Annotated in this window: 21 protein-coding genes; 11 read left to right on the top strand and 10 right to left on the bottom strand. The window is 59.5% G+C overall.

From position 1 onward, the window contains the following. Positions 1 to 158: 158 nt before the first annotated feature. The 4 genes from ACVVH8_RS15385 (at position 159) to ACVVH8_RS15400 (ending at position 5,075) form a co-directional block, all read left to right on the top strand. Complete coding sequence (locus tag ACVVH8_RS15385; protein WP_103302099.1) at positions 159 to 341, top strand: DUF6026 family protein; 183 nt, start codon at positions 159 to 161, stop codon at positions 339 to 341. A 213-nt stretch (positions 342 to 554) separates the two neighbouring features. Continuing rightward, positions 555 to 2,303 carry a phosphoethanolamine transferase CptA gene (locus ACVVH8_RS15390; RefSeq protein WP_103302100.1) on the top strand — a complete coding sequence of 583 codons (1,749 nt, stop codon included), beginning with the start codon at positions 555 to 557 and terminating at the stop codon, positions 2,301 to 2,303. Between the two features lie 147 nt (positions 2,304 to 2,450). Then, entirely contained in the window at positions 2,451 to 4,679 is a 2,229-nt protein-coding gene (locus ACVVH8_RS15395; RefSeq protein ID WP_475224586.1) for a TonB-dependent siderophore receptor, read from the top strand. 186 nt (positions 4,680 to 4,865) lie between these two features. Next, on the top strand, positions 4,866 to 5,075 hold the full coding sequence (locus ACVVH8_RS15400; protein WP_103302102.1) for a hypothetical protein: 210 nt from the start codon (positions 4,866 to 4,868) through the stop codon (positions 5,073 to 5,075). A gap of 91 nt (positions 5,076 to 5,166) precedes the next feature. Here ACVVH8_RS15400 and ACVVH8_RS15405 read toward each other — a convergent pair whose 3' ends face one another. The 5 genes from ACVVH8_RS15405 to ACVVH8_RS15425 form a co-directional block, all read right to left on the bottom strand. Beyond that, the gene (locus tag ACVVH8_RS15405; RefSeq protein WP_103302103.1) at positions 5,167 to 5,658 is read right to left on the bottom strand and encodes a GNAT family N-acetyltransferase; all 492 of its coding nucleotides are present in this window, start codon (positions 5,656 to 5,658) and stop codon (positions 5,167 to 5,169) included. Between the two features lie 224 nt (positions 5,659 to 5,882). Further along, the gene (locus ACVVH8_RS15410) at positions 5,883 to 6,464 is read right to left on the bottom strand and encodes a DinB family protein (protein ID WP_475224589.1); all 582 of its coding nucleotides are present in this window, start codon (positions 6,462 to 6,464) and stop codon (positions 5,883 to 5,885) included. A gap of 17 nt (positions 6,465 to 6,481) precedes the next feature. After that, positions 6,482 to 7,600: a cell division protein ZapE gene (gene zapE / locus ACVVH8_RS15415; protein ID WP_475224592.1), complete on the bottom strand. Its 1,119-nt coding sequence runs from the start codon at positions 7,598 to 7,600 to the stop codon at positions 6,482 to 6,484. 68 nt (positions 7,601 to 7,668) lie between these two features. After that, positions 7,669 to 8,640 (bottom strand): agmatinase, encoded by a 972-nt coding sequence (speB, locus tag ACVVH8_RS15420; RefSeq protein WP_103302105.1) that lies wholly within the window; start codon positions 8,638 to 8,640, stop codon positions 7,669 to 7,671. Between the two features lie 28 nt (positions 8,641 to 8,668). Then, complete coding sequence (locus ACVVH8_RS15425) at positions 8,669 to 9,760, bottom strand: polyamine ABC transporter substrate-binding protein (RefSeq protein ID WP_475224594.1); 1,092 nt, start codon at positions 9,758 to 9,760, stop codon at positions 8,669 to 8,671. 99 nt (positions 9,761 to 9,859) lie between these two features. Between ACVVH8_RS15425 and ACVVH8_RS15430 the strand changes: the two genes are divergently transcribed. After that, positions 9,860 to 10,753 carry a LysR family transcriptional regulator gene (locus tag ACVVH8_RS15430; RefSeq protein WP_475224597.1) on the top strand — a complete coding sequence of 298 codons (894 nt, stop codon included), beginning with the start codon at positions 9,860 to 9,862 and terminating at the stop codon, positions 10,751 to 10,753. Positions 10,754 to 10,874: 121 nt separating this feature from the next. Here ACVVH8_RS15430 and ACVVH8_RS15435 read toward each other — a convergent pair whose 3' ends face one another. Further along, positions 10,875 to 11,006: a hypothetical protein gene (locus ACVVH8_RS15435; RefSeq protein WP_475224599.1), complete on the bottom strand. Its 132-nt coding sequence runs from the start codon at positions 11,004 to 11,006 to the stop codon at positions 10,875 to 10,877. A gap of 51 nt (positions 11,007 to 11,057) precedes the next feature. Between ACVVH8_RS15435 and ACVVH8_RS15440 the strand changes: the two genes are divergently transcribed. From ACVVH8_RS15440 to ACVVH8_RS15450, 3 genes are all read left to right on the top strand, one after another. Then, entirely contained in the window at positions 11,058 to 12,524 is a 1,467-nt protein-coding gene (locus tag ACVVH8_RS15440; protein ID WP_475224602.1) for a nucleobase:cation symporter-2 family protein, read from the top strand. Positions 12,525 to 12,587: 63 nt separating this feature from the next. After that, positions 12,588 to 13,061: an LEA/WHy family protein gene (locus ACVVH8_RS15445; protein ID WP_401296509.1), complete on the top strand. Its 474-nt coding sequence runs from the start codon at positions 12,588 to 12,590 to the stop codon at positions 13,059 to 13,061. 53 nt (positions 13,062 to 13,114) lie between these two features. Continuing rightward, the gene (locus ACVVH8_RS15450) at positions 13,115 to 13,660 is read left to right on the top strand and encodes a GNAT family N-acetyltransferase (RefSeq protein WP_475224604.1); all 546 of its coding nucleotides are present in this window, start codon (positions 13,115 to 13,117) and stop codon (positions 13,658 to 13,660) included. A 123-nt stretch (positions 13,661 to 13,783) separates the two neighbouring features. On the opposite strand, the gene ACVVH8_RS15455 is transcribed toward ACVVH8_RS15450, so the two are convergent. Further along, a complete protein-coding gene (locus tag ACVVH8_RS15455) occupies positions 13,784 to 14,707 on the bottom strand; it encodes a carbon-nitrogen hydrolase family protein (protein ID WP_475224606.1) in 924 nt (307 codons plus the stop codon). An 84-nt stretch (positions 14,708 to 14,791) separates the two neighbouring features. Between ACVVH8_RS15455 and ACVVH8_RS15460 the strand changes: the two genes are divergently transcribed. Continuing rightward, a complete protein-coding gene (locus ACVVH8_RS15460) occupies positions 14,792 to 15,706 on the top strand; it encodes a LysR family transcriptional regulator (RefSeq protein WP_475224608.1) in 915 nt (304 codons plus the stop codon). A 7-nt stretch (positions 15,707 to 15,713) separates the two neighbouring features. On the opposite strand, the gene ACVVH8_RS15465 is transcribed toward ACVVH8_RS15460, so the two are convergent. Further along, the gene (locus ACVVH8_RS15465) at positions 15,714 to 15,968 is read right to left on the bottom strand and encodes a hypothetical protein (RefSeq protein WP_475224611.1); all 255 of its coding nucleotides are present in this window, start codon (positions 15,966 to 15,968) and stop codon (positions 15,714 to 15,716) included. Positions 15,969 to 16,122: 154 nt separating this feature from the next. On the opposite strand from ACVVH8_RS15465, the gene ACVVH8_RS15470 reads away from it, so the two are divergent. Next, the gene (locus tag ACVVH8_RS15470) at positions 16,123 to 16,440 is read left to right on the top strand and encodes an ElaB/YgaM/YqjD family protein (RefSeq protein WP_016982860.1); all 318 of its coding nucleotides are present in this window, start codon (positions 16,123 to 16,125) and stop codon (positions 16,438 to 16,440) included. A gap of 167 nt (positions 16,441 to 16,607) precedes the next feature. Here ACVVH8_RS15470 and ACVVH8_RS15475 read toward each other — a convergent pair whose 3' ends face one another. After that, entirely contained in the window at positions 16,608 to 17,648 is a 1,041-nt protein-coding gene (locus ACVVH8_RS15475; RefSeq protein WP_475224613.1) for an Ldh family oxidoreductase, read from the bottom strand. Positions 17,649 to 17,891: 243 nt separating this feature from the next. Here ACVVH8_RS15475 and ACVVH8_RS15480 point away from each other — a divergent pair, with 243 nt between their 5' ends. Then, on the top strand, positions 17,892 to 22,775 hold the full coding sequence (locus ACVVH8_RS15480; RefSeq protein WP_475224616.1) for a dermonecrotic toxin domain-containing protein: 4,884 nt from the start codon (positions 17,892 to 17,894) through the stop codon (positions 22,773 to 22,775). 58 nt (positions 22,776 to 22,833) lie between these two features. Here the strand turns inward: ACVVH8_RS15480 and ACVVH8_RS15485 are convergent, their stop codons facing one another. Then, positions 22,834 to 23,103, bottom strand: coding sequence for a PepSY domain-containing protein (locus tag ACVVH8_RS15485; protein ID WP_103302113.1), 270 nt, complete (start codon positions 23,101 to 23,103; stop codon positions 22,834 to 22,836). Positions 23,104 to 23,176 lie beyond the last annotated feature (73 nt).

A 23,176-nucleotide genomic window follows, 5' to 3' on the forward strand; every position in this document is an offset into this window, starting at 1 on the left:
CAGATAACGCCCTGAATCGTGCCGAAGACACACCGACCATGAAAAATAAAAAAGTTCCATTCACTGGCAAAAGAAATCAAAATTGGCGCCGATAGTAAGTCAGTCACCCGAAATCGGGGGCGATTTACAGTTGAGACACACCATTTGCGAGGTGAGCAATGGGCACAGTACACACAGCAATGCCGCCACAAACCCTGTACGTGACAATCCGTCGCGATGAATTGCGCCAGTTGAAAGACGAGCGCGACCAACTGAAGCAGGAGTTGGCGCAACTGCGCGCGATGACACTGGGTGCTCAGCCCAAGCCGCTGCCGGTTGTTCAGCGCCACCCGCACGCCTGATCTCCCCCGCCCGATTCGGGAACGGCACTCGCGGTTCCCGACACGCTGTACTTCTGACCGTTGCCACGTCTACTGGCGCGGCAATTAACAAAACTTTCACATTCGCTTCGTAATACTCCGCCTCCATTCTGGCCGTACCTGCGCGTGCGGCCTTTGTTCGTCGGCTTCATGGATGTTCCGGCGGTGGTTGTAACGAGACAGCTGGAGCGCCGAATGGCATTGTTCAAACGCAGCACAACGACTGCGGCAGGTTTCGACTGGGCCGGTCTACTCTGGCTTTTTGTGTTCTTCTGGTACTTTTCCGGCATTACCCAACTGCTGATTCAGATCACCGGCACCTCCGGTTTCAGCGGGTTCCGCCAAGCGTTCTTCATGAGCGCACTCTGGCTGGCGCCGATGCTGCTGTTCCCCAAGCGCACCAAACTGCTGGCCGCCGTGATCGGCATCGTGCTGTGGGCTTGCTCGATGGCCAGTCTGGGTTACTTCTTCATTTATCAGCAGGAATTCTCCCAGAGCGTCATCTTCATCATGTTCGAGTCGAACGTGTCCGAAGCCGGCGAGTACATGACCCAGTACTTTGCCTGGTGGATGGTGCCGGCGTTCCTCGCGCATACGGCATTCGCCTACTTCCTGTGGACGCGCCTACGCCCCGTGTACATGCCGCGTGGCCGCGCCATGGTCGCCGCCGCCGCCATCGTGATTGCCGTGGTCGGTTATCCGCTGGTCAAACAGACCCTGCGTATGGGCACCTTCGCTCAAGGCTTCGAGAAATTCGAGACCCGCATCGAGCCGGCCGTGCCGTGGCAAATGGCCGTGGCCTACCACCGTTATCTCGATACGCTGGCCGACATGCAAGGCATGCTGCACAGCGCGAGCAAGATCCCGCCGCTGCATAACCTCAAGACAGCGGGCGCCGATCAGCCGTCCACGCTGGTGCTGGTGATCGGCGAATCGACCAACCGCCAGCGCATGAGCCTCTACGGTTATCAACGCAACACCACGCCTGAGCTGGACAAACTCAAGGATCAACTGGCTGTCTTCGACAACGTCGTCACCCCTCGCCCGTACACCATCGAGGCGTTGCAGCAGGTGCTGACCTTCGCTGACGAAGAAAATCCCGACCTGTACCTGTCGACGCCGTCGCTGGTCAGCATGATGAAACAGGCAGGCTACAAGACCTTCTGGATCACCAACCAGCAGACCATGACCAAGCGCAACACCATGCTCACGACGTTCTCCGAGCAGGCTGACGAGCAGGTCTACCTGAACAACAACCGCAATCAGAACGCCGCCCAATACGACGGTGACGTGATCGAACCGTTCAACAAAGCCCTGGCCGATGCTGCACCGCGCAAATTGATCGTTGTTCATCTGCTCGGCACGCACATGAGCTACCAGTACCGCTATCCGCCGACCTTCGACAAGTTCCAGGATCGCAATGGCGTCCCGGCCGGCGTACGTGACGATCAGGTGCCAACCTACAACAGCTACGACAACGCGGTGCTGTACAACGACTTCGTGGTGTCGAGCCTGATCAAGGATTACGCCAAGTCCGATCCGAACGGGTTCCTGCTGTATCTCTCGGACCACGGTGAAGACGTGTTCGACTCTGCCGGTCACAGCACCTTGGGGCGTAACGAAAACAAGCCGACGGCGCCGATGTACACCATCCCGTTCATGGCTTGGGCGTCGCCGAAATGGAAGGCCAACCATGACTGGAACTTCGCCGGCGACCTTGACCGTCCGTACAGCAGCTCGCACCTGATACACACCTGGGCGGACATGGCCGGTTTGAGTTTCGATGAGCTGGACCGCAGCAAGAGCGTGGTCAGCGACAGCTTCAAGCAACGCCCGTTGCTGATCGGTGATCCGTATCAGACCGAGCAGCGTGCGCTGATCGACTTCAGTCTGATGAAGCCGAAAAAGCCCGACACCGCACCCGCAGACGTCGCGCAAAAGTAACACTGTGAAGGGGCCGAAACCGGCCCCTTTTTCTTGCCCGCTACATCTCCAAACAATAATGTTTCGCGTTTGATACTAAATCTCAGGCTAGCGCTTCGTCTTTGAGCAAACGGATTTTTTTCCCTCGAAGACAAGGAGTCGGCTGCGATGTTCGCGCCCATCACCCGTTCCATGACCCTCACGCTCGGCCTCTGTGGAGCCGCCCTGAGCCCCGATCTGCTGGCTGAATCCGAAACGGAAAAGCCGCCGGAATCCGCCGCCACGGCGCTGGAGCTGGCATCGACCAGCGTCACCGCACAAGGTTTGGGCACCACCACTGAAAATACCAGCGCCTATACCACCGGCGCCATGAGCACCGCGACGCGGATGAACCTGTCGATCAAGGAAACTCCGCAATCGGTGTCCGTGGTGACGCGTCAGCAAATGGATGATTTCAAGCTCGGTACATTGTCCGAGGCCATGCGCCAGACCACGGGCGTGGTTGTGCAGCACATGGACTCCGACCGGGTCGACTATTCGGCGCGCGGTTATTCGATCGAAAACTTCCAGATCGACGGAATGCTCAACACCTTCGACCGCATGAAGACGGATGCCGACACGATCATTTACGACCGCATCGAGGTGGTACGCGGCGCCACCGGGCTGACGACGGGTGCGGGCGATCCTTCGGCGACCATCAACATGGTGCGCAAGCGTCCGACCGCGCAATGGCAGGCGCTGGCCGGAGTCAGTGGCGGCAGCTACGACAATTACTACAGCTACGTCGACGTCGGCGGGCCGTTGGCTTTCGACGGGCGCTTGCGCGGGCGGACGGTGTTGGCCTATCGCGACAACCAGTCGATCAAAGACAAATACGCGCTGCAACGCGAAGTCGGTTACGGCGTGCTGGAAGCCGACTTGACCGACTCCACGGTGCTGGCGGTCGGTTACGACTATCAGAACAAGCACGTGCAAGGCTCATCATGGGGCACCGTACCCTACTGGAATGCCGATGGCGGCAAGGCCGGTCTGGGGCGTTCGACCAACATGGCGACGTCCTGGAGCTCCTGGCCGCTGCAAGACAAAACCGCATTCGCCACCCTCGATCAGCAACTGGCCGGCGGCTGGCACCTGAAAGCGGCGTACACCCATCGCGACAGCAACAGTGACGGCAAGGTCTATTACGGCGGAGGCGGTTTCCCCGAGGCCGACCGCAGCGGCATGAACGCCTACACCTCGCACATGATCGGCACGCAGAAAATGCAGGCGTATGACTTCAACGTCTCCGGTCCTTACTCGCTGCTGGGGCGTGAGCACGAAATGATGTTCGGCTACGGTGAGGCGGAGCGCCGCTCAAACTCCCCTTACACCATTGCCGGTGCGCGCCCTAAGGATTACGCAACCATCCGCGACTGGAAATACATGGGTGACATCGCAAAATTCAGCGACACCGTCACCGACCTCACCAGCTCGAAGGACAATACCCGACAAAAGGCCGGATACATCGCCACGCGCCTGAGCCTGACTGATGAGTTGCACGCGGTGCTGGGCAGCCGATACGGCAGTTGGGAAGCCTCCAGCACCAGCAACCGTTACGACGCCAATCGGCAACTGAGCAAAGTCGATTACACCCGTCAGAAACAGAACGACGTATGGACGCCTTACGCTGGCCTGTTGTATGACCTGACCCCGGAATACACCGCGTACGTGAGCTACACCGACATCTTCAAACCCCAGGGCAACCGCGACAAGAATCGCAAGTACATCGACCCGGTGGTTGGCAAAAACTATGAAGTGGGCATCAAGGGCAGTTTGCTGGAGGAGCGCCTGAACCTGTCAACGGCGGTGTTCTGGAGCAAACAGGACAACGTCGCCGAACTCGATAACTCGGTACCGGCGGATCCGGTTACCCGCGAACAGTTCTATAAATCCGGCGGCAAGGGCAACAAGGTCAACGGTTTTGAGGCCGAAGTGTCCGGGGAAGTCCTCCAGGGCTGGAACATGACCGCCGGTTACACCTATACCCACTCGGTGAACGGCGAGAGCGAGCGCACCAACACCAATCAGCCGATGAACCTGTTACGCGTCTCCACGGCGTACCGTTTGCCGGGCGAATGGCAGGCCCTGACCGTGGGCGGTGCGGTGAACTGGCAAAGCGATGTATATGGCACCTCAAGCCGACCGGTCGGTCTCGACACTGAAGAGGCACGAATCAACCAGAGCGCCTACACAGTGGTCAATCTGATGTCGCGGTACGAATTTGATCGGCATCTGTCGGCGTCGCTGAACGTCAACAACCTGTTCGACAAGAAGTATTACGACAACGTCGGCTTCTATAACGGCGTGTACTGGGGCGATCCGCGCACAGTGACGCTGAGTCTCGACTGGAAGCTTTGACCCCTTCACCTCTGGCGCGGTGCACCTTCGCCTGATGTGCGCCGCGTCTGTCAGACAGCGCCCGGCAACATGCTGCAAAAACCACACTGAGCGGGCGTTAACCCGGTGTTAATTCAGGCCACCCAGACTCGCTTCCGAGATCTGCTTCATGGACGAACGGCTCCCACTTGTTCAGTAGGAGGCACCATGAAAATCACTACCGTAATCCTTGCCGGGGTGTTTGCCCTCGGTTCTGCCAGCGTCTTCGCCGAAGGTGGCGCTGAGCGCATGCGTTATTACTACGACAACTTCCCTGTCCACCAGGCCCAGAGCGAGCAGAAGAGCGACGCCAACGCGAAAGAAATTCGCGTTCCCGCCGATCAGACGGCGCAAGTGACCGAGTCCTATCGCGACTGAGATTGACCGAGCAACCGATGGACCTCTCATGGCTCCGCTCTGGCCTGGGAGAAGACAGTTGGGCGCCCTTTTCGGGCGCCTTTTTTTATGGCTAAAGGTTTTTGATCCAGAACAGCATGCGTCCGTGATCCGGATTGAACATACCGGGCGCGAAGCCGAATTTGCTATAGGAATTCTGGGCCACAGTGTTGCCTTCCAACACTTCGAGGGTGATCTTGCAGCAGCCGCGCTGGCGGGCGATTTCCTCGACTTTCTGCAGCATTTTCTGACTCAGACCGAGGCCGCGAAACTCGTTCACCACCATCACGTCATGGACATTGACCAACGGTTTGCAGGCAAATGTGGAAAACCCTTCAAAGCAGTTAACCAGACCCGCCGGTTCACCACCGACAAAGGCCAGCACGCTGAACGCATGCGGCCGGCGAGCCAGTTCTTCGGGCAGGCGACGCAGCAGATCAGGGTCGAGAGAATGGCCACCGCCCATAGGGTCTTCGGCGTAATGATTGAGCACGATACCGATGGCCTCGGCGTGCGTTGGATTGCTGTAGCTGGCTTGAAGCACAAGAATTTCTGTGGAATCCATTTCCATCCCCAAACACACAAAAGCCCCGGCGCGCAAAGTGCTTGCTGAAAGGCTGTCCCGACCTTAGCGCGAGCTACCCCGACTGCGCAAACTCTGTGGCGAGGGAGCTTGCTCCCGCTGGGCTGCGCAGCAAGCCCCGCTTTGATCCATAAAAAGCGAGGTCCGCTTCGCGCCCCAGCGGGAGCAAGCTCCCTCACCACAGGTAGATTTCAGGCAGGGATTTTTCAGTGACCCCAGATCAACTCTTCGGTCCAGCCCAGTTCGGCGAAGTCTTCTGCGCGTAATGCCGCTTCACCGACGCAGAAAAATTCGTCCAGTTGCGGCGGTTTTACCGAGGTGTCGCTGAGCATCGCATGCACTTGTCCACGATGATGGATCTGGTGTTCGAACAGGTGCGAAAGCATGCGCAGGCGGCTGTCATGCTGCGGTGTATCGCGGGCAATGGTCACGATCCGGGCCAGATCGGCATCGCGCAGTTGCTCGCAATAGGCGATTAGCCGTCGATCGACATGGGCCTGTTCTTCGCGCAGTTGCGGGCCGTCGGTAAACGGCTCGTCCACGTTGAAAAACACATAGCAGTCGGGGTGCGGCTCGGCCCCGCGCAGCTCGCGTTCAAGCGCGTCCACGTAGAACCAGTCACAGGCAAGAATGTGATTGAGGGTCAGGCGGATGCTCGGGAAAAAACTCACTCGCGGCGCTGCCAAATCATGGTCATCGAGTTGCGTCCAGGCCTTGGCCAAGCGGTGATTGGCCCACGCATTCTGGTAAGCCATGGTCAACAGATGATGTGATAACGGTTGGCTCATGTCGGCGCCCTCTTCACTCAAGCTTCGGCAAAGCGCTGTAGCTGCATCTCCTGCAAACGGCTGAGGGTGCGGCGGAACGGGAATTCCAGATAACCCTCGGTGTACAGCGCATCCATTGACACTTGAGCCTCGATGTACAACGGCACCTTGCGGTCGTAGCACTCGTCGACCAACGCGATGAAACGCCGCACGCCATCGTCGTGAACCGACAATTGCGGCAACTCGCGGTCACCCGCCACCACCCGCTGCGCACCGTCTTCGGTGCCGCGCGCGATGCGCCCTTCGCGTTTCTGTGCGCTGAGGTTCGGCACTTCGCTCAACAGGATAGCCCGGTAGCGGTCGCACAGCGCGATGAAATCCATGGCGGCGAATGGCTGCTCGCAGAGGTCAGCGTAGCGACACCAGATAACGCTTTCACTGGCCTGCACCACATTGAGCACACGATGCCAGACCGGCACCGGTTCCGCGCTGCTCGACTGCCCTGAGGTCAGCACTCGAAAAACCTCTGCCAATGCACTGGCGGCTCCCGGCGCAGCAATAAAGTAGCGCTGTTCGATAGCGCCCGGATGCAGCCGATGATCCTCGGCGCCATTTACCGCGACCACCTGCATATGTGCCTTGATCGCAGCGATCGCCGGAACAAAACGGTCGCGATTGAAGCCATCGGCATACAGGTCATCCGGTGGCAGATTCGAGGTACAGACCACCACCACACCTTCGTCAAACATCACCTGAAACAGCCGGCCGAGAATGATCGCGTCGCCAATGTCGTTGACGAACAGTTCATCGAAGCACAACACCCGCACTTCGGCTGCCAGCTCTTTGGCCAGTGCCCGCAGTGGATCGGCGATCCCGGTCAACTGGAACGAACGCTGATGCACCCAGCCCATGAAATGATGGAAATGCTGACGCCGCGCCGGCACTCGCAGGCTCTGATAAAACTGATCCATCAGCCAGGTCTTGCCGCGCCCCACCGGGCCCCACAGATAAACGCCGGTGACCGAACGGGCACCGGCGTGCAAGGCTTCGTGGCATTTTTGCAGCGCCCAGACGGCATGTTCCTGAGCTTCATCCTGGATGAAACCCTTGTGTTCGATGGCGTGCTGCCAGGCGCTTAGCGGAGAGTCGAAAGTCATGCGCGGCAGTATGCACGATGCCCCCCGGCCAACACAAAACCCCGCCCAGATCTCCTGTGGGAGCGGGTTTATTCGGTGCTGTTGAGATCGACTTTATGTCGGGCGGCATAGAGACAGAGCATTTCCATAGCCAGTGTGGCGGCGGCTAACGAAGTGACTTCTGCATGATCGTAAGCCGGCGCCACTTCCACCACGTCCATGCCCACCAGATTGATCCCGCGCAAACCACCCAGTATCTCCAGCGCCTGCACCGTGCTCAAACCGCCGCACACCGGAGTGCCGGTGCCGGGAGCGAACGCCGGATCGAGGCAATCGATGTCGAACGTCAGGTACACCGGGTTATCGCCGACGCGTGCGCGAATCGCTTCGACGATTGCCTCGCAGCCACGCCGATGCACTTGCCGGGCGTCGAGCACCTGAAACCCCTGATGATCGTCATTGGTAGTACGCAAGCCGATCTGCACCGAACGCGCCGGATCGACCAGACCTTCGCGCGCCGCATGCCAGAACATGGTGCCGTGATCGACACGCTTGCCCTCCTCGTCCGGCCAGGTGTCGCTGTGCGCATCGAAGTGGATCAGCGACAGCGTGCCGTGCTTGCGGGCATGCGCCTTGAGCAGCGGATAACTGATGAAGTGGTCGCCACCGAAGGTCAGCATGGCGCTGCCGGCATTGAGAATATGTTCGGCGTGGGCCTCGATGCTTTCCGGGATGCTGTGGGGCGAACCGTAATCGAAATCACAGTCGCCGTAATCGATCACCGCCAGCTGATCGAACGGGTCAAACGCCCATGGCCAATGGCGCTCCCAGGCAATCCCGGTGGACGCAGCGCGTATCCCCCGTGGCCCGAAACGGGCGCCCGGCCGATTGCTGGTGGCGGTATCGAACGGCACGCCGCTGACCGCCACGTCGACACCGCGCAGGTCGCGGCTGTAGCGGCGGCGCATGAAACTGGTGATGCCGGCGTAGGTGCTTTCGGCGGCTGTGCCGTACAGGCTGTCACGGGTCAAAGCCTGGTCATTGAGCATGGGCTGATCCATCGGTGTGCTCCTGGTTGCCATTGTTGAGTTATTGATGGCTACGGAACGTGGTCCACAGACGCGTGCGCTGACGCATGTCCTTGAGACTCATGCTGCGGTCGGCGTACAGGCGTTCGCGCACTGCGCTCGGCGGGTAGATGTCAGGGTCGTTGCGCACCGCTTCATCCACCAGCGGCGTCGCGGCCTGGTTGGCGGTGGCGAAAAACAGCGTGTTGGTCAGTTCCGCCACCGAGTCGGGACGCAACATGAACTCGATAAACGCCCGCGCCGCTTCGGGGTGCGGCGCGTCCTTGGGGATCGCCAGGTTGTCCTGCCAGATCAACGTGCCTTCCTTGGGAATGCGGTAAGCGACTTTGTACGGCTTGTTGGCCTTGCGCGCCTGATCGGCGGCCATGCTCGCGTCACCGTTGTAGGTCAGGGCCAGGCACACGTTACCGCTGGCCAGATCGTTGATCTGCCGGCCGGTGGCGACGTACAGCACCGACGGCTGAAGCTTTTGCAACAACGCTTCGGCGGCGGCCAGATCCTGCTTGTCGGTGCTGTAGGGATCTTTGCCGAGGTAGTGCAGCGCCAGACCGATCACTTCCTGCGGCGAATCGAGAATCGCGATGCCGCAGTCCTTGAGCTTGCTGGCGTATTCGGGTTTGAACAGCAGATCAAGGCTGTTTAACGGCACGTTCGGCAGACGTTGCTTGACCGCCTCAACGTTCATGCCCAGCCCGAGCGTGCCCCAGGTGTAGGGCACACCGAAGCGATTGCCGGGATCGACGGCGGCAAGTTTCTCCAGCAGATCGGCATCAAGATTGGCGTAGCCCTTGAGCCCGTCGTGGGGAATCTCTTTCAGCGCCCCGGCTGCCAGCCCACGGGCCAGCACGCTGGAGGACGGCACCACAACGTCGTAACCACTGCCGCCAGTGAGCAATTTGGTTTCCAGCACTTCCGAGGTATCGAACGTGTCGTAGCGCACATGGATCCCGGTTTGCTGTTCGAAACGCTGCAGGGTCTGCGGCGGCACGTAATCGGCCCAGCTGTAGAGATTGAGGGTTTGGTCCTCGGCCTGGGCATTGATGGCCACGGACAACAACAGCGCGGGGAAACACAGCTTGAACATGGGAGCCATGACGAACACCTGACCGGAGGAAGTGGTGACAGGATGCGCGCTCGGATACATTGGCAAAATTCCAAGTTTGTTAACCTGACTTTATCGCGGAGTAATGTGATGCTCGGACAGCTTCACGACGTCGATCTGCAGCTGTTGCGCCTGTTCGTGCGGGTGGTCGAGTGCGGGGGCTTCAGTGCCGCGCAAGGCGAACTGGGCCTGAGCCAATCGAGCATCAGCCAGCAGATGGCCAAACTGGAAACCCGTCTCGGCTATCGGCTGTGCAGCCGTGGCAAGGGCGGTTTCAGTGTCACCCCCAAAGGTGAGCAGTTACTGATCGCCGTGCGCAGCCTGTTTGAGTCGATTGAAACCTTCCGCCATCAATCCAACGGCGTCGCCGGGCGATTGATCGGTGAAGTGCGGTTGGGCATTTCCGAGGCCGTCGATCAATCGGTGCTGCAACGGGTTGCTGAGGCGATCCGCCGTTTTCGTGAGCGCGATCAATCGGTGCGTATCGAGTTGATCAGCGCAATGCCTGGCGAGATGGAGCGCTTGCTGCTGCAACAGCGGCTGGATCTGGCGATCGGTTATTTCTCGCAGGTACAGAGTGCCTTCGACTACCGCCAGTTGTTCAGTGAAACCCAGCATTTGTATTGCGCGCCCGGGCATCCGTTGTTCACGGATGAGGCGCCCAGTGATGCGGCAATAGAGGCGTGTGACCGGGTCGATCACCCGTATCGGTTTTTGCGTTCGGATGAGCCGTTTCAGGGCAAACGCTGTTCGGCGCGCTCGGAGCAGGTCGAGGGGACGCTGGCGTTTATCTTGTCGGGCAAGCATGTCGGTTATCTGCCGGATCACTATGCGCGTGGCTGGCAGGCCAAAGGCTTGTTGCGACCGGTGCGTGAGGGCGAATTGAGTTTCGAGGTGGCATTTCATCTGGCCCGTCATCGCGCGCAGGTGCCGGGGGATACGCAGAAAGCCTTTGAAGAGGATTTGCTCGCGGCGTTTGCTTGAACAACCTTTGAGAACCCCCCCCTGTGGCGAGGGGATTTATCCCCGATGGGGTGCGCAGCGCCCCCAGCTCTGTGCCCTGAAAGAATGGGCCTGCTGCGCAGTCCATCGGGGATAAATCCCCTCACCACAGATAAATCCCCTCGCCACAAAGTTCTCTGTTGGTCTGATGGATATGTTCAAACCCGCTTGCCCCAATAAAACCTGACCTTTCAGGCAGTTTTAATGCGTTGCCCTCGCCGCCCTCTTCCGGCATTCTGCGCCTCCATTTTTTGACCCGGCCTCGCCTCACGGCGCGCAAAACACCATGACCGTCTCTGAAAAAGCCCCGCGCAACAACGATCTGATCTACGGCCTCAACGACCGCCCGCACCTCACCGCGACGGTGTTTGCCGCGCTGCAGCACGTGCTCGCCAGTTTCGTCGGCATCATCACCCCGACCCTGATCATGGGCGGCGCCCTCGGTTTGCAGAGCGAAATTCCGTACCTGATCAGCATGGCGCTGTTCGTTTCCGGCCTCGGCACCTTCGTGCAAGCCAAGCGCTTCGGCCCGGTCGGTTCGGGGTTGTTGTGCCTGCAAGGGACGAGTTTTTCCTTTATCAGCGTGATTCTCAGCGCCGGTTTCATGGTCAAGGCGCGCGGCGGCGGCACCGATGAAATCCTCTCGACGATCTTTGGCGTGTGCTTCTTCGCCGCGTTCATCGAGGTGGTCCTGAGCCAGTTCATCGGCAAACTGCGCATGCTGATCACCCCGGTGGTGACGGGCACGATCATCACCCTGATGGGCTTGTCGCTGATCAAAGTGGCAATGACCGACATTGCCGGCGGTTTCGGCGCGCCTGACCTGGGCGCCGCCAGCCACATCTTCCTCGCGGCGCTGGTGATCGGCACCATCGTTGTGCTGAACCGCGTCGACGTACCGTTTCTGCGTCTGGGTGCCATCGTCATCGGCCTGACCCTCGGCTACGTGGTGGCGTGGCTGATGGGTACCGTGGATTTCGCGACGATGCCCGAGGTACCGCTGGTCAGCGTGCCGGTGCCGTTCAAATATGGTTTCAACTTCGACTGGGTGGCGTTCGTGCCCGTGGCGGTAATTTTCCTCGTGTCGCCGCTGGAAGCCGCCGGCGACCTGACCGCCAACTCGATGATCTCCCGGCAACCGGTGAAAGGCCCGCTGTACATCCGCCGGATCAAGTCCGGCCTGCTCGCCGACGGCCTCAACTCGGCCATGGCCGCTGTGTTCAACAGCATGCCGATGGTGACCTTCGCACAGAACAACGGGGTGATTCAGCTCACCGGCGTGGCGAGCCGTTACGTGGCATTCTTTATCGCCGGCCTGCTGGTGGTGTTGGGGCTGTTCCCGATGATTGGCGCTGTTCTGCAACTGATGCCGAAACCGGTGCTCGGCGGTGCGGAACTGGTGATGTTCGGCACCGTCGCCGTGGCCGGGATCAAGATTCTCGCCGAGGCCGGCCTGCATCGACGCAACATGCTCATCGTGGCGATTTCCCTGGGGATGGGCCTGGGCATCGCCGCTGTTCCGGAAGTGCTGCGCGAACTGCCGCAGGCTTTGCGCAACATCTTTGAATCGCCGATCACCGTCGGTGCCTTGTGCGCTATCGTGCTGAACATTTTCCTGCCGGAGGAATTCATCGAGCTGGAAGAGGACGACTTCGATCCGGAAGCCTCTATTCTTCAGGTCATGGAAAACCCGGACGTCCCGGCCAAGGGTGAACCTGCCTCGGCTGCGGCTGTCGCACAGTTGAACCGCTAAAAGCTTCGCCAATAAAAGGGCTGAGCCGGCAACGGTTCAGCCCTTTTTTATTGAGAGATTTTTATGCGCCGTTTGCACGCCGTCATCCTGTCGCTACTGCTGTTGTCGCTCAGTGCCTGCGCGCTGTTTCCCAATCGTGATCCGGTCAATATCAACGTGGTCGGCATCGAGCCACTGACCAGCCAGGATCTGGAAGTGCGCTTCGCCATCAAACTGCGCGTGCAAAACCCCAACGAAACCGCCATCGATTACAACGGCATTGCCCTGGATCTTGAAGTCAACGGCCACCCGCTGGCCTCTGGCGTCAGCGACCAGCGCGGTACGATCGCGCGCTTCTCTGAAACCGTGGTCAGTGTGCCGGTCAGCGTTTCCGCGTTCTCGGTGCTGCGCCAGACCCTCGGCCTGAGCCAGACACAGACCCTCGACAACCTGCCTTACGTGCTGCGTGGCAAACTCGCCGGCGGGCTGTTCGGCACCATGCGCTTTACCGACAGCGGCAAACTGAGCCTGCCCAAAGCCAGCGCCGCGACCTGGTAAAGATGCGGTAGTCTGCGTGGTTCAACACAGACACACATGGAGGCCGCAGGTTTATGGAAGACACACCGACGTTGTACACCGAACGGCTGATCCTGCGTCCGCTGGAGCTGGCGGATGCCCACGCTGTACAACAGCAGTTTGCCCACTGGGAAGTGGTGCGCTACCTGAACGCCGCCGTGCCGTGGCCGTACCCGGAGGATGGCGCCCTCACCTACCTGCGTGACATCGCGCTACCGGCGATGGCCGCCGGCAAGGAATGGCATTGGTCGATTCGCCTGAAGACCTCGCCGCAACAGTTGATCGGCAATATCAGCCTGATGGATCAAGCAGACAACAACCGTGGACTCTGGCTGGCACCGGCCTGGCAAGGTCAGGGGCTGATGACCGAGGCCTGTGTGGCCGTGACCGATTACTGGTTCAACACCCTCGTCCGCCCCGTGCTGCGTGTGCCGAAAGCGGCGCCAAACATTGGCTCGCGCAAGCTCTCGGAACGTGCCGGGATGCGCTTGATTCGAACGGATGAAGACGAATTCGTCAGCGGCCGTTTCCCCCGGGAACTCTGGGAAATCACCCGCGAGGAATGGTTGCAAAATCACTAACCCTTGAACCCTGTGGGAGCTGGCTTGCCAGCGATGGGGGCTTATCTGCCAACATCACTGTTGTTTGACCTGCCGCCATCGCTGGCAAGCCAGCTCCCACATGTTATGTGTCGAGCCCGATCGTTATGTGTTGAAGCGCACCCCCGGTTTGGCGCGTTCGTCGACGCTCAGCTCGAAGATATCGGGCCGGGCGTAATGGCCGACCACGTCGTAGTCATACCGGGCGCGAACCAGGTCTGCCGTATCGATTTCGGCCGTCAGCAACCCCACCTCCCCACGCAACGGCCCTGCGAGTACGTCGCCCATCGGCCCGACGATCACACTGCCACCGGCAATCAACGGACGATCCGCCGGCCAGTTGGCAATCTCCACGCCCAGTTGATTCGGCGACGCCTGCACCTGACAGGCACTGACCACAAAGCAACGGCCCTCATGGGCGATGTGGCGCATGCTCACCTGCCACATTTCACGCTCATCCACGGTCGGCGCGCACCAGACTTCAATGCCCTTGGCGTACATCGCCGTGCGCAGCAGCGGCATCATGTTTTCCCAGCACACCACCGCGCCGAGTTTGCCGACCTGCGTGTCGAGCACAGGCAATGTCGAGCCATCGCCCTTGCCCCAGATCAGCCGTTCGGTGCCCGTGGGCATCAGTTTGCGGTGCCTGGCTACCAGTCCGGTCTGCGGATCGAAATACAGCACCGTGCAATACAAGGTGCTGCCGGCGCGCTCGATCACGCCGATCACCAGATTGGCGCCGGTACGCGCCGACAGACCGGCCAAGGCTTCGGTTTCCGCCCCGGGTACATCAATCGCATTGGCGAAATAACGCGCATACGCCTCGCGACCTTCCGGCAACCGATAACCCAGCTGCGTGCCAAAGCCTTCGCCTTTCGGATAACCACCGAGCAACGCTTCCGGCATCACCACCAAAGCCGCGCCGGACTCGATGATCGCCGCCTCCCAGCCCAGAATCTGCTCCAGGGTTTCGCCCTTGCCACCGGGCAAAGAGCCGATTTGCAGGGCAGCAACAATTGACTTTGGCATCGCGGTCACTCCATCCGATTCAAGTGTTGCTGATTCTCCGGCGCCACGGGATCATGAATAAAGCCCCGATCACTGCTGAATGATATGAGCCAGATGAATATCGCCAATGTCGACCTCAACCTGCTGAAAGTCTTCGAAGCGCTGCATGAGGAATCCAGTGCCAGCCGTGCAGCATTGCGCCTGGGCGTGACGCAATCGGCCGTCAGCGCGGCGTTGCGGCGCTTGCGTGAGGTGTATGGCGATCAACTGTTTGTGCGCACCGGCCGGGGACTCGCGCCGACGCTCAGGGCCAATCAGCTCAAACCGGTGGTCAGCGAGGCCCTGAACAAATGCCGACAAAGCCTGGCGATGGTCGACCCGGCGGCCAATCAATACGACGGGCGTTCGGTGACCGTTGGTCTGTCGGACGACTTTGAAATCGCCTATGGCCGTCGCTTGATCGAGGAAATCGCCCGGAGCGCGCCGAAACTGCGGCTGATTTTCCGCCAGACGCATAGCCAGATCGTCGCCCGCGCCCTGATGGAACGCAGTATCGATCTGGCGATAACCGCTGGCGGATTTGCCGAGCGCCTGCTCAGTCGTCAGGTCTTGGGTGAAGGGGGTTACGCCTGTCTGGTCGACCCGGCGAGCCTCGCGCCCGGCCAGCAGCAGATCACTCTGCACGAGTTCGTCGACCGCGAGCACATTCTGGTGTCGTCCGGCGGTTTTATCGGGATTACCGATGAGGGGCTGGCAGCCGTGGGGATGAGTCGCCGGGTATGCGCGTCGACCACGCATTTTGCTGCATTGCCTCATCTGCTCAAGGGCAGTCAGGCCGTGGCGACGATCCCGGCACATGCCGCCGAAAGTATCGCCGCGCTTACCGGTCTGGCGTTGTTGCCCTGCCCGCTGGCCTTGCCGCGTTACCCGATCGAACTGGGCTGGCGCACCAGCACGCAGATCGACCCGGTGGTGGTGAAGGTCCGCGAGGCGATCGTCGCGTGTTTCGCCCTCGACTGAGGCGGCGTTACTTGTTCGCCGCCATCAGGCGATTGACTTCACTGCGCACCATGTTGGCGAACTCAGGTGGCGATATGCCGTCCAGTTCCGCGCGGACCCACTCGGCCCACTTGCCCTTGCGCTTGGCGCGCTCGCCGAACAAACGCGCGGCTTCGCCTTTGGCTTTGCCCAGATTGTTCTGCCAGAGTTCGAACAGACGGGATTTCTCATCTTCCAGCGCGGCGCGCTCTGCGAGGGATTTGTCGGCCAGATTGAAACTCATGGGGAATTATCCTGCTGCGTAAAATGGCGACATCTTACACGCTCGACGGAAATCTCCCGCGCAGGTTTTTGTTCAAGGGCTAAATTCAGTGCAACTTTTTACAAAGCGCCACACTCCATTGATCACTGTCCATTCAACTGCAAGGAGTCACCCAATGGCCCGGAAATCCGCCGTGCAAGCCGCCGAAGACCAAATCAAGGATCAAGCCTTCAGCGAACTTCAGGCTCTGATCGAAGAGTCCGACAAACTGCTCAAGAGCAGCGCCTCACTGGTCGGTGAAGAAGCGGAGACCCTGCGCGGGCAAATCGCCCTGAAACTGCAACAGGCGCTGGATTCGGTTTCCAGCGTACGCGACCGCACCAAACCTGCCGTCGATGCGACCGAAAGCTACATTGGCGGCCATCCATGGCAGACCGTGGCAATTTCCGCCGGTTTCGGTCTGGTGGTCGGCCTGTTGCTCGGCCGTCGTTAAGCAAAATAATTTTGAGCAGAAACTCGTACCTGAGTTTGAACTCATTGTGGTGAGGGGATTTATCCCCGATGGGGCACGAAGTGGACCCGCTTTTAAATCAAAAGCCGGGCCTGCTGTGCAGGCCATCGGGGATAAATCTCCTCGCCACATATTTACTACCAGTCAACTCAATCAGCAGCCAGTTCCCGTAACTGCGCCAGCGCCTGCTGATCCAGCACGATTCCCTCAGCCAACGACTTCGCCCGCTGCAAATGCCGACGATCGCCCGGCAAACGCTTGAGCCCGACCCCGTGCATCTGTCGCACCAGCTCTTCACTGCGCTCGGCAAAACTCTGCCCGGCAGCCTTGCTCGGGTCGATAACGATCAGCAACTGCCCGGTCCATGGGGTTTTCGCCCCGGGATGATTCGACCAGTCGAACTCGAAGGAGAAGTTGCCGCCAGTCAGCGCCGCCGCCAACAATTCCACCATCATCGACAGCGCCGAGCCCTTGTGCCCGCCAAACGGCAACAACGCTCCACCTTCGAGAATCGCCTTCGGGTCCTGGGTGGGCTGACCGAGGCTGTCGACGCCCATGCCTGCCGGTAACTTCTCACCTTTGCGTGCAGCGATTTGTACGTCGCCATGGGCGATTGCGCTGGTGGCCAGATCGAAGACGATCGGTGCAGCGCCGGCACGTGGTGCGGCAAAGGCAATCGGATTGGTGCCGAACAACGGCCGATCGGCGCCGTGCGGTACCACGCAGGTCATGCTGTTGACCACGCTGAGCGCCACCAGACCTTCGTCGGCGAAGGGTTCGACATCCGGCCACAGCGCCGCAAAGTGATGGGAATTGCGGATCGCCAACACCGCGATGCCGGCATGCCGCGCCTTCTCTACCAGCAATGGTCTGGCGGCGGCCAATGCCGGTTGGGCGAAACCGTTACCGGCATCGACGCGGACAAATCCGGGGGCGATATCTTCGACCTGAGGCACGGCATGTCCATTGACCCAGCCGCTGTTCAGGGTCGAGACGTAACCGGGAATGCGGAACACGCCATGGCTGTGGGCACCGTCGCGCTCGGCGTTGGCGCAGTTGGCGGCCAGGACTCGGGCGACCTCGGCAGAAGTGCCGTGGCGCAGAAAAATCGTTTCGAGCAGTTGTGTCAGCGCTTCACGCGATAACACGGAGGATTCGGCGGTTGAGACGTGATCGTGTGGCGCAGACATCTGAAGCTCCAGAATAATTATTGGAGGGAACAACAGCGTACGAACAACTTGCCGACCGATTAACCATGCCCGGGCGGCCGCGTGTCAACCCTCAATACCGAGCGTGTCATGGATAACCCGTCAGCCTGACAGTTTTACCTGTGCACCGTGACCTAACTATCTACCGCCTGCGCAGCAGCGTGCGGTCCTAGTCTGGCGGCTCCGTCTGCTGGCGCTGATCCATGCGCCCCGAAAAGAGCCTCGATGATGACCACCTCCGTTTCTCCCCTCCTGTTTCCCGAAACCTTGAACTCGCCCGGTTTGTGGAAAGCGCTGGCCAAGACTCATCTGCTGAATCAAAACGATTTTGACTGGCTGGCCCATGTGAAGCTGGCCTCGCACACACTGCGCAACGAGCAGAAGCCGCCCATGCTCGCCCAACGCATTCGTATCACGGCGGGCACGCAATCACCCGTCACCCTGGCGGGAAGTTTCATCCTCAGTGCCACTCCCGATGACAACGGCGCGATCCTCTACACGCCATACGACGGCCTCAAGAAATACGACAGCCTGGCGTCGCTGCACACGGCACTTGAAGAGCGGGTGAAAGAAGCTGCCGAGGAAGATGAGTTACTGGCGTTTCTCGGTTCGCTTCAACGCCAACAACTTGTCGAGCAAACCAGCATTGCGTTGACCTACGAGACCATCGAGGGCGATGTGTTTGATGATCAGAAGGCGGCCATTCTGGCGTCTCGACAGTTGAATGCCGAGGCCATGCTGAGCGAGTTGAAACAACTGCCATCGCTCACGGCCCTGCTGGAGACCAGCCTCGACGAGTTGCTGAAGGAACATTTTCCGAACCTGCAGCAAGGGCAGACCCGCACCAGTTTCTATACGCTGGCAGACCCGAGCGCCAAGGAGACACCCGCCCGGCACTGGCACGACTCGACCAGCCTGAGTGAAGCGGTGCTGATGCGTTACCGCCAGCAGAACTGGCCTGCCGGGCAACTGCATGAGTTTTCCAACCCGCGCCACACCCCGATCCCCGGTGATCAGGCGCTGTGGGACAACGCCCTCAAAGCCGCGTCGGGCAAGTTGCTGGTACTGCTGTTTCACGCGATGGAAAGCTATTGGGATGGCGCCAGCGCAGACGGCTCGACTCGCCGCGTATTTTTCGCCAAGGCCCTGCTCGAACAGGCGCGTACCGAGCTGATGATCAAACGCGAAACCGGCATCATCGATGCCGCCCAATTCGCCACCCTGCACCAGATGATTCGCCCCGCCGCTTTGCCGACCCGCCGCGCGACCATCGAAAACGTAAGGCTGTGGGAATACGAGCCCAACTACGTCGAACTGGCCGGCTCGTTGATGATCAGTTTCAGCGAGGCCTGTCTCTACACGCCAACCCTGGGTCTGCAAGTGCTCAAGGATTACCAGGACCTGAAAGACACCGTGCAGAGCAAATTCCTCGCGGCCGGCCATGAAGACGAGTTGTATGGCCTGCTGAGCCTCGAAGAACGAAAACGCTTTGTAGGCTTCGACAAGCCCCACGTGACGGGTGTGTCGATCGGCGGCGAGATTTTCGAGGTGCTGTTCGAAGCCATCATCACCAAACAGCGGCAGAACATCGAATACGCCTTGCAGGTGTTCCGCCTCAGCGATGGTGCCGTGGATATCCATGCGCTGTTCGACAAGGCCCTCGACATACGCGCCATGATCCAGGAACGCTTGCTGGAACTTGATGCCGGCGAGCGCTGGACCACGCGACCGGTACTGGTGGGAGTGCAACAACCGTCCGCGGTCCTCGCAGAGAAGGCCGATAACCTGGCGCGCTCCTGCACGGGCATCGAAGCGTTGCTCACCGGGTCGTTTCGCGGCCAGCCCATTGCTACAGCGGCGGCACAGCGCAGCTACCTTGAGGGCATGCAGTCACGATTGGGGCATTCACTGTATGTCGGGGTACGCGGTGAAGCCCAATTGCGCGAACTCAGCGGGTCGCTGAAGGCTGCCGAACGGGCCATTGTCGATACCGTGTTCCATTCCGATCAACCGAGCCGCCGCGAGCGACGTTCGCTCAACGGCTTTCGGCCGGATGCCTGGTCACTGAGCGTTGAACGTGAGGGCATCCAGGCACTATTGCCCTTGGCCCACTGTGTGTTGCTGACCGAACGCGGCGGGCTCGACGATGCGCACTCCGGGCGCGCGGTGCTGTGGACGCCCGCCCTCGGGCTGGAAGTGTTCGCAGGCATCGGCATTGCACGCCAAGCGCTGGCGCGACGGCTCAAGGACCCGGTTGACAGCCTGACCCTGCTGGAAAACCTTGCCCCGCAAAAGCGCCAGCCCCATCAGCGCTACACCCTGGGCGCCCTGCGCTTGATCGAGGACGATGTGCTGCACAACCGCGCGCAATCGGGCATCGAGCACTTTCTTGCCCGCTGTGATCAAGTGCGTGAGCACATGAAAGATAAAACCGGCCTGCCCGCCGCCCTCGACAAGCTGAAGAGGACGCTGATCGACACCAACCTGCCTCGCGCCATTCACCTTGCGAAAGCCATTAATCAGCAACAGACGCTACCGGCATGGCTGGGCATGGCACCGGTCGCTGAGCAACAACTGCACCTGGAATTGCTGGAGCAGTGGCACAACAGCGTCGTCGACAACAAGGATTACCTCAGCGGTGTCCCGACTCTGCAGGATTACGTGGACAAGACATTGCAGTCACTGCTCGACAGCCGGTTTGCCGATAGCAAGCTCACGCCGAAAGACATCGAGATCACTCCGAACCTGACCCTCGCCGGCCCTGCCCTCATCCTGGGCGAATTTGCCCTGAACCATGTAAATATCGCTCAAGGCACTGGCTTCAAGGTCGCGTCAAAAACCACGCAGAAATTGCCGAAAGGGTTTGACCAGGCGGCGGTCAATCAACTGTTGCTGTCGCTGGAAATACCCTCGACTTTTGCCGCGCAGGTGACCGAGGCCCTGACGGGGAATTCGACCGAGGTGCAGGAACGCAAACAACGTTTTTATCGGCAGATCCCCTGGCAACTGTTGCAGCATGCCCACGCCATGAAACTGCAACAGCGATTGTCCGGCACGGCGTTCGACCAGATCTGCCAGGTGCTGGACATGCCTGACGGCATCGCCCGCGCGACGGTCGAGGGTGCTCATGCTCTGGTCTCGCCGTTGTCGCTGATCAAAACAGCTGGCGCCGACGCGGTGGAAGCGTTGGGGTTGTATGTGATCGGCCCGGGCACGGGGCACAAAGGCCCGTCGGTGCTTTACACACCCTATGCCGACCAGGTGTTTCACGAATTCGAAGGCCAGACGCAACTGATCGCGGCACTGAATACGCCGGGGCCTCTGCAGGATTTGCTGATTCGCCGGTTGCCGGCCGAGCATCAGGCGGTCTTTCGCGCATTGCTGAAGTCGAGTGTCGGCGAAACCAGTGAAATGACCCTGTCAGGCGCCGCCATCACCGGCAATCTGTTGCACCGGTTGTTCAAGGACAACCTACAACTGTTGACGCAATTTTTGGGCTGCCAGGGGCAAAGCACGGCGCAGGGTGATTGGGAAAACGCGAAAAACCTGTTCAGCCACGGGATCAAACTGCTCTCCGGTCTGCTGCCGGGTAAATTGTCCTATCTGACGTTTCTCTGGCAGGCCTACAAGGACTTCAAGGTCTCGGCCGAAGCGCTGCAGGATCACCACTGGGCAATAGCCTTGAAAGCTTTTATCGACGGAGGGATGCAGATGATCAGTCTTGGCCGGATAGCACTTGAGGGATCGGAAGCCTCGGCGCAGGCACCCGAGGTGGCGGTTGCGACGGCAAGGGTCAGGGTCAGGCGTCAGACGCCAACCACTGTGGCGGCGATCACTGAAGTGACAACCAAAGCGGTCGACCTGACAAAACCACTCACGCTGCCTGTTCCACGCTGGTCAACCATCAGGCTCACGTCGCCATTGCGCACGGTGCTGCAAGTATTTGAAGCGGTAAACGTGGCACTTGAGGGTCTCAAGCGCAATGCGAAGAATGGCACCTACGAGCAGTCGCTCAGCAAGCGGATTTACAACGTTATTGCGGGCAAGGTTTATCGCGTCGAAAAACCTGGAATTGTCTGGCGCATCGTCACTGATCAAATCCAGGGGCCGTCGCTAAAAGAACAGGATAAGCGGCTGTTACTGGCGCCGGATCCACACACGGTCCATTACGGCAAAGCCATTTCCAGACTGCACAATCGCTTCGTCGTCGAGCAAAGTCGGCGGACTGTGCTGAACATCGAAGCCAAGGGCATGGAGAATATCCGTCGCCATCATCCCGATAAAGCCCACGCCATTCAGCATGCAGTCGACATGGCGCGGTTCTATGCGTTCAACAGCCTGCACAATCTGGTTCAACTGAAAAACAACGTATCTGGTAGTCGTCTGAATGGCTTTCTGAAGAGTTTTTTCGGGGTCTCACAGATTGATAAGGTGCTGTTGGGCAAAATCAACAACGCCATCGTGCCTATCTGCAATGCCCTGGTCGATCCTGACGAAGACCTGATGAACACCGATCGCTTCATTGTCGGCTCAAATGTTTTCAAGTCATCGCTCATTGCGTTCGTGTTGATCAACGACAATCAAAAAAATGTGCATTTCACCGAGCACTTCTTCAATCAACAGTTGGACTTGTATGAAGGTTTCTTGTCCGAGTCCTTCGATGTCAACGGACACGCGCAAGCTGCGACCCTGATCCACGAATTCGCCCATCAATTTTCCAAGGCCGAGGACATCGCCTCACTGGAAGCGCGCCGACCGTTTTTCGATTTGATTGATCCCCTGACCCACTACGGGCAGGAGCTGCGCAATGACCTGGAGTCTTTCCAGAGCAAGGCGCTGTCATTGCTTACCCCCCGCGACGAGCTGTTTGCACATTGGAGCGCCAAAAAGGGCGCGTTTGTCAGTCTGGACAAGATTCGCGGAGGGGAAGTATTGACCCAGAATATTCTCAAGTTGACCCAGAGTTCGACCATCGATGAGGCACGCAACAAATTTTATGATCGAACGTCATCGGATGTACGTGCCGATGTCATCCTGCGCAACGCCGACTCGATCGCACGGCTGATTTGCGAGATGGGCCGACGGCTTGATCCGGTGCCCGTGCGCTGAAAACCGGACATGAAAAAGGCGCAGGTCGTAACCTGCGCCTTTTTCGGGTCAAGCCGGATCAGTCTTTCTGATCACGCAGCACATTGCCCGATGCGCCGTCGATGCGGAATTCGTAGACGATGCCATCGGCCTTGCGTCCTTCGCCTTCCCAGTAACCGTCGTTGTCGGCTTCGATTTTGTAGATTTCTACATAACCGGCCTTGGTTTTAGCGGTTTCGATGGCTTTTTCGATAGTGATCCAGCCTGCGCCTGGCTTGTCAGCCAACGCGGCACCCGCGCTGAGCAAAGTGGCAGTGGCAATCAGGGCTGCAAAAGTCTTTTTGATCATTTTTTCACTCCATTTATGGATAGTGGTCATTGGCGTCCTGCTTTTTGGGCGCCTGTGGGAAAAATAAGTTCCA

It is taken from the genome of Pseudomonas trutticola BRTCR10, from assembly GCF_056155105.1.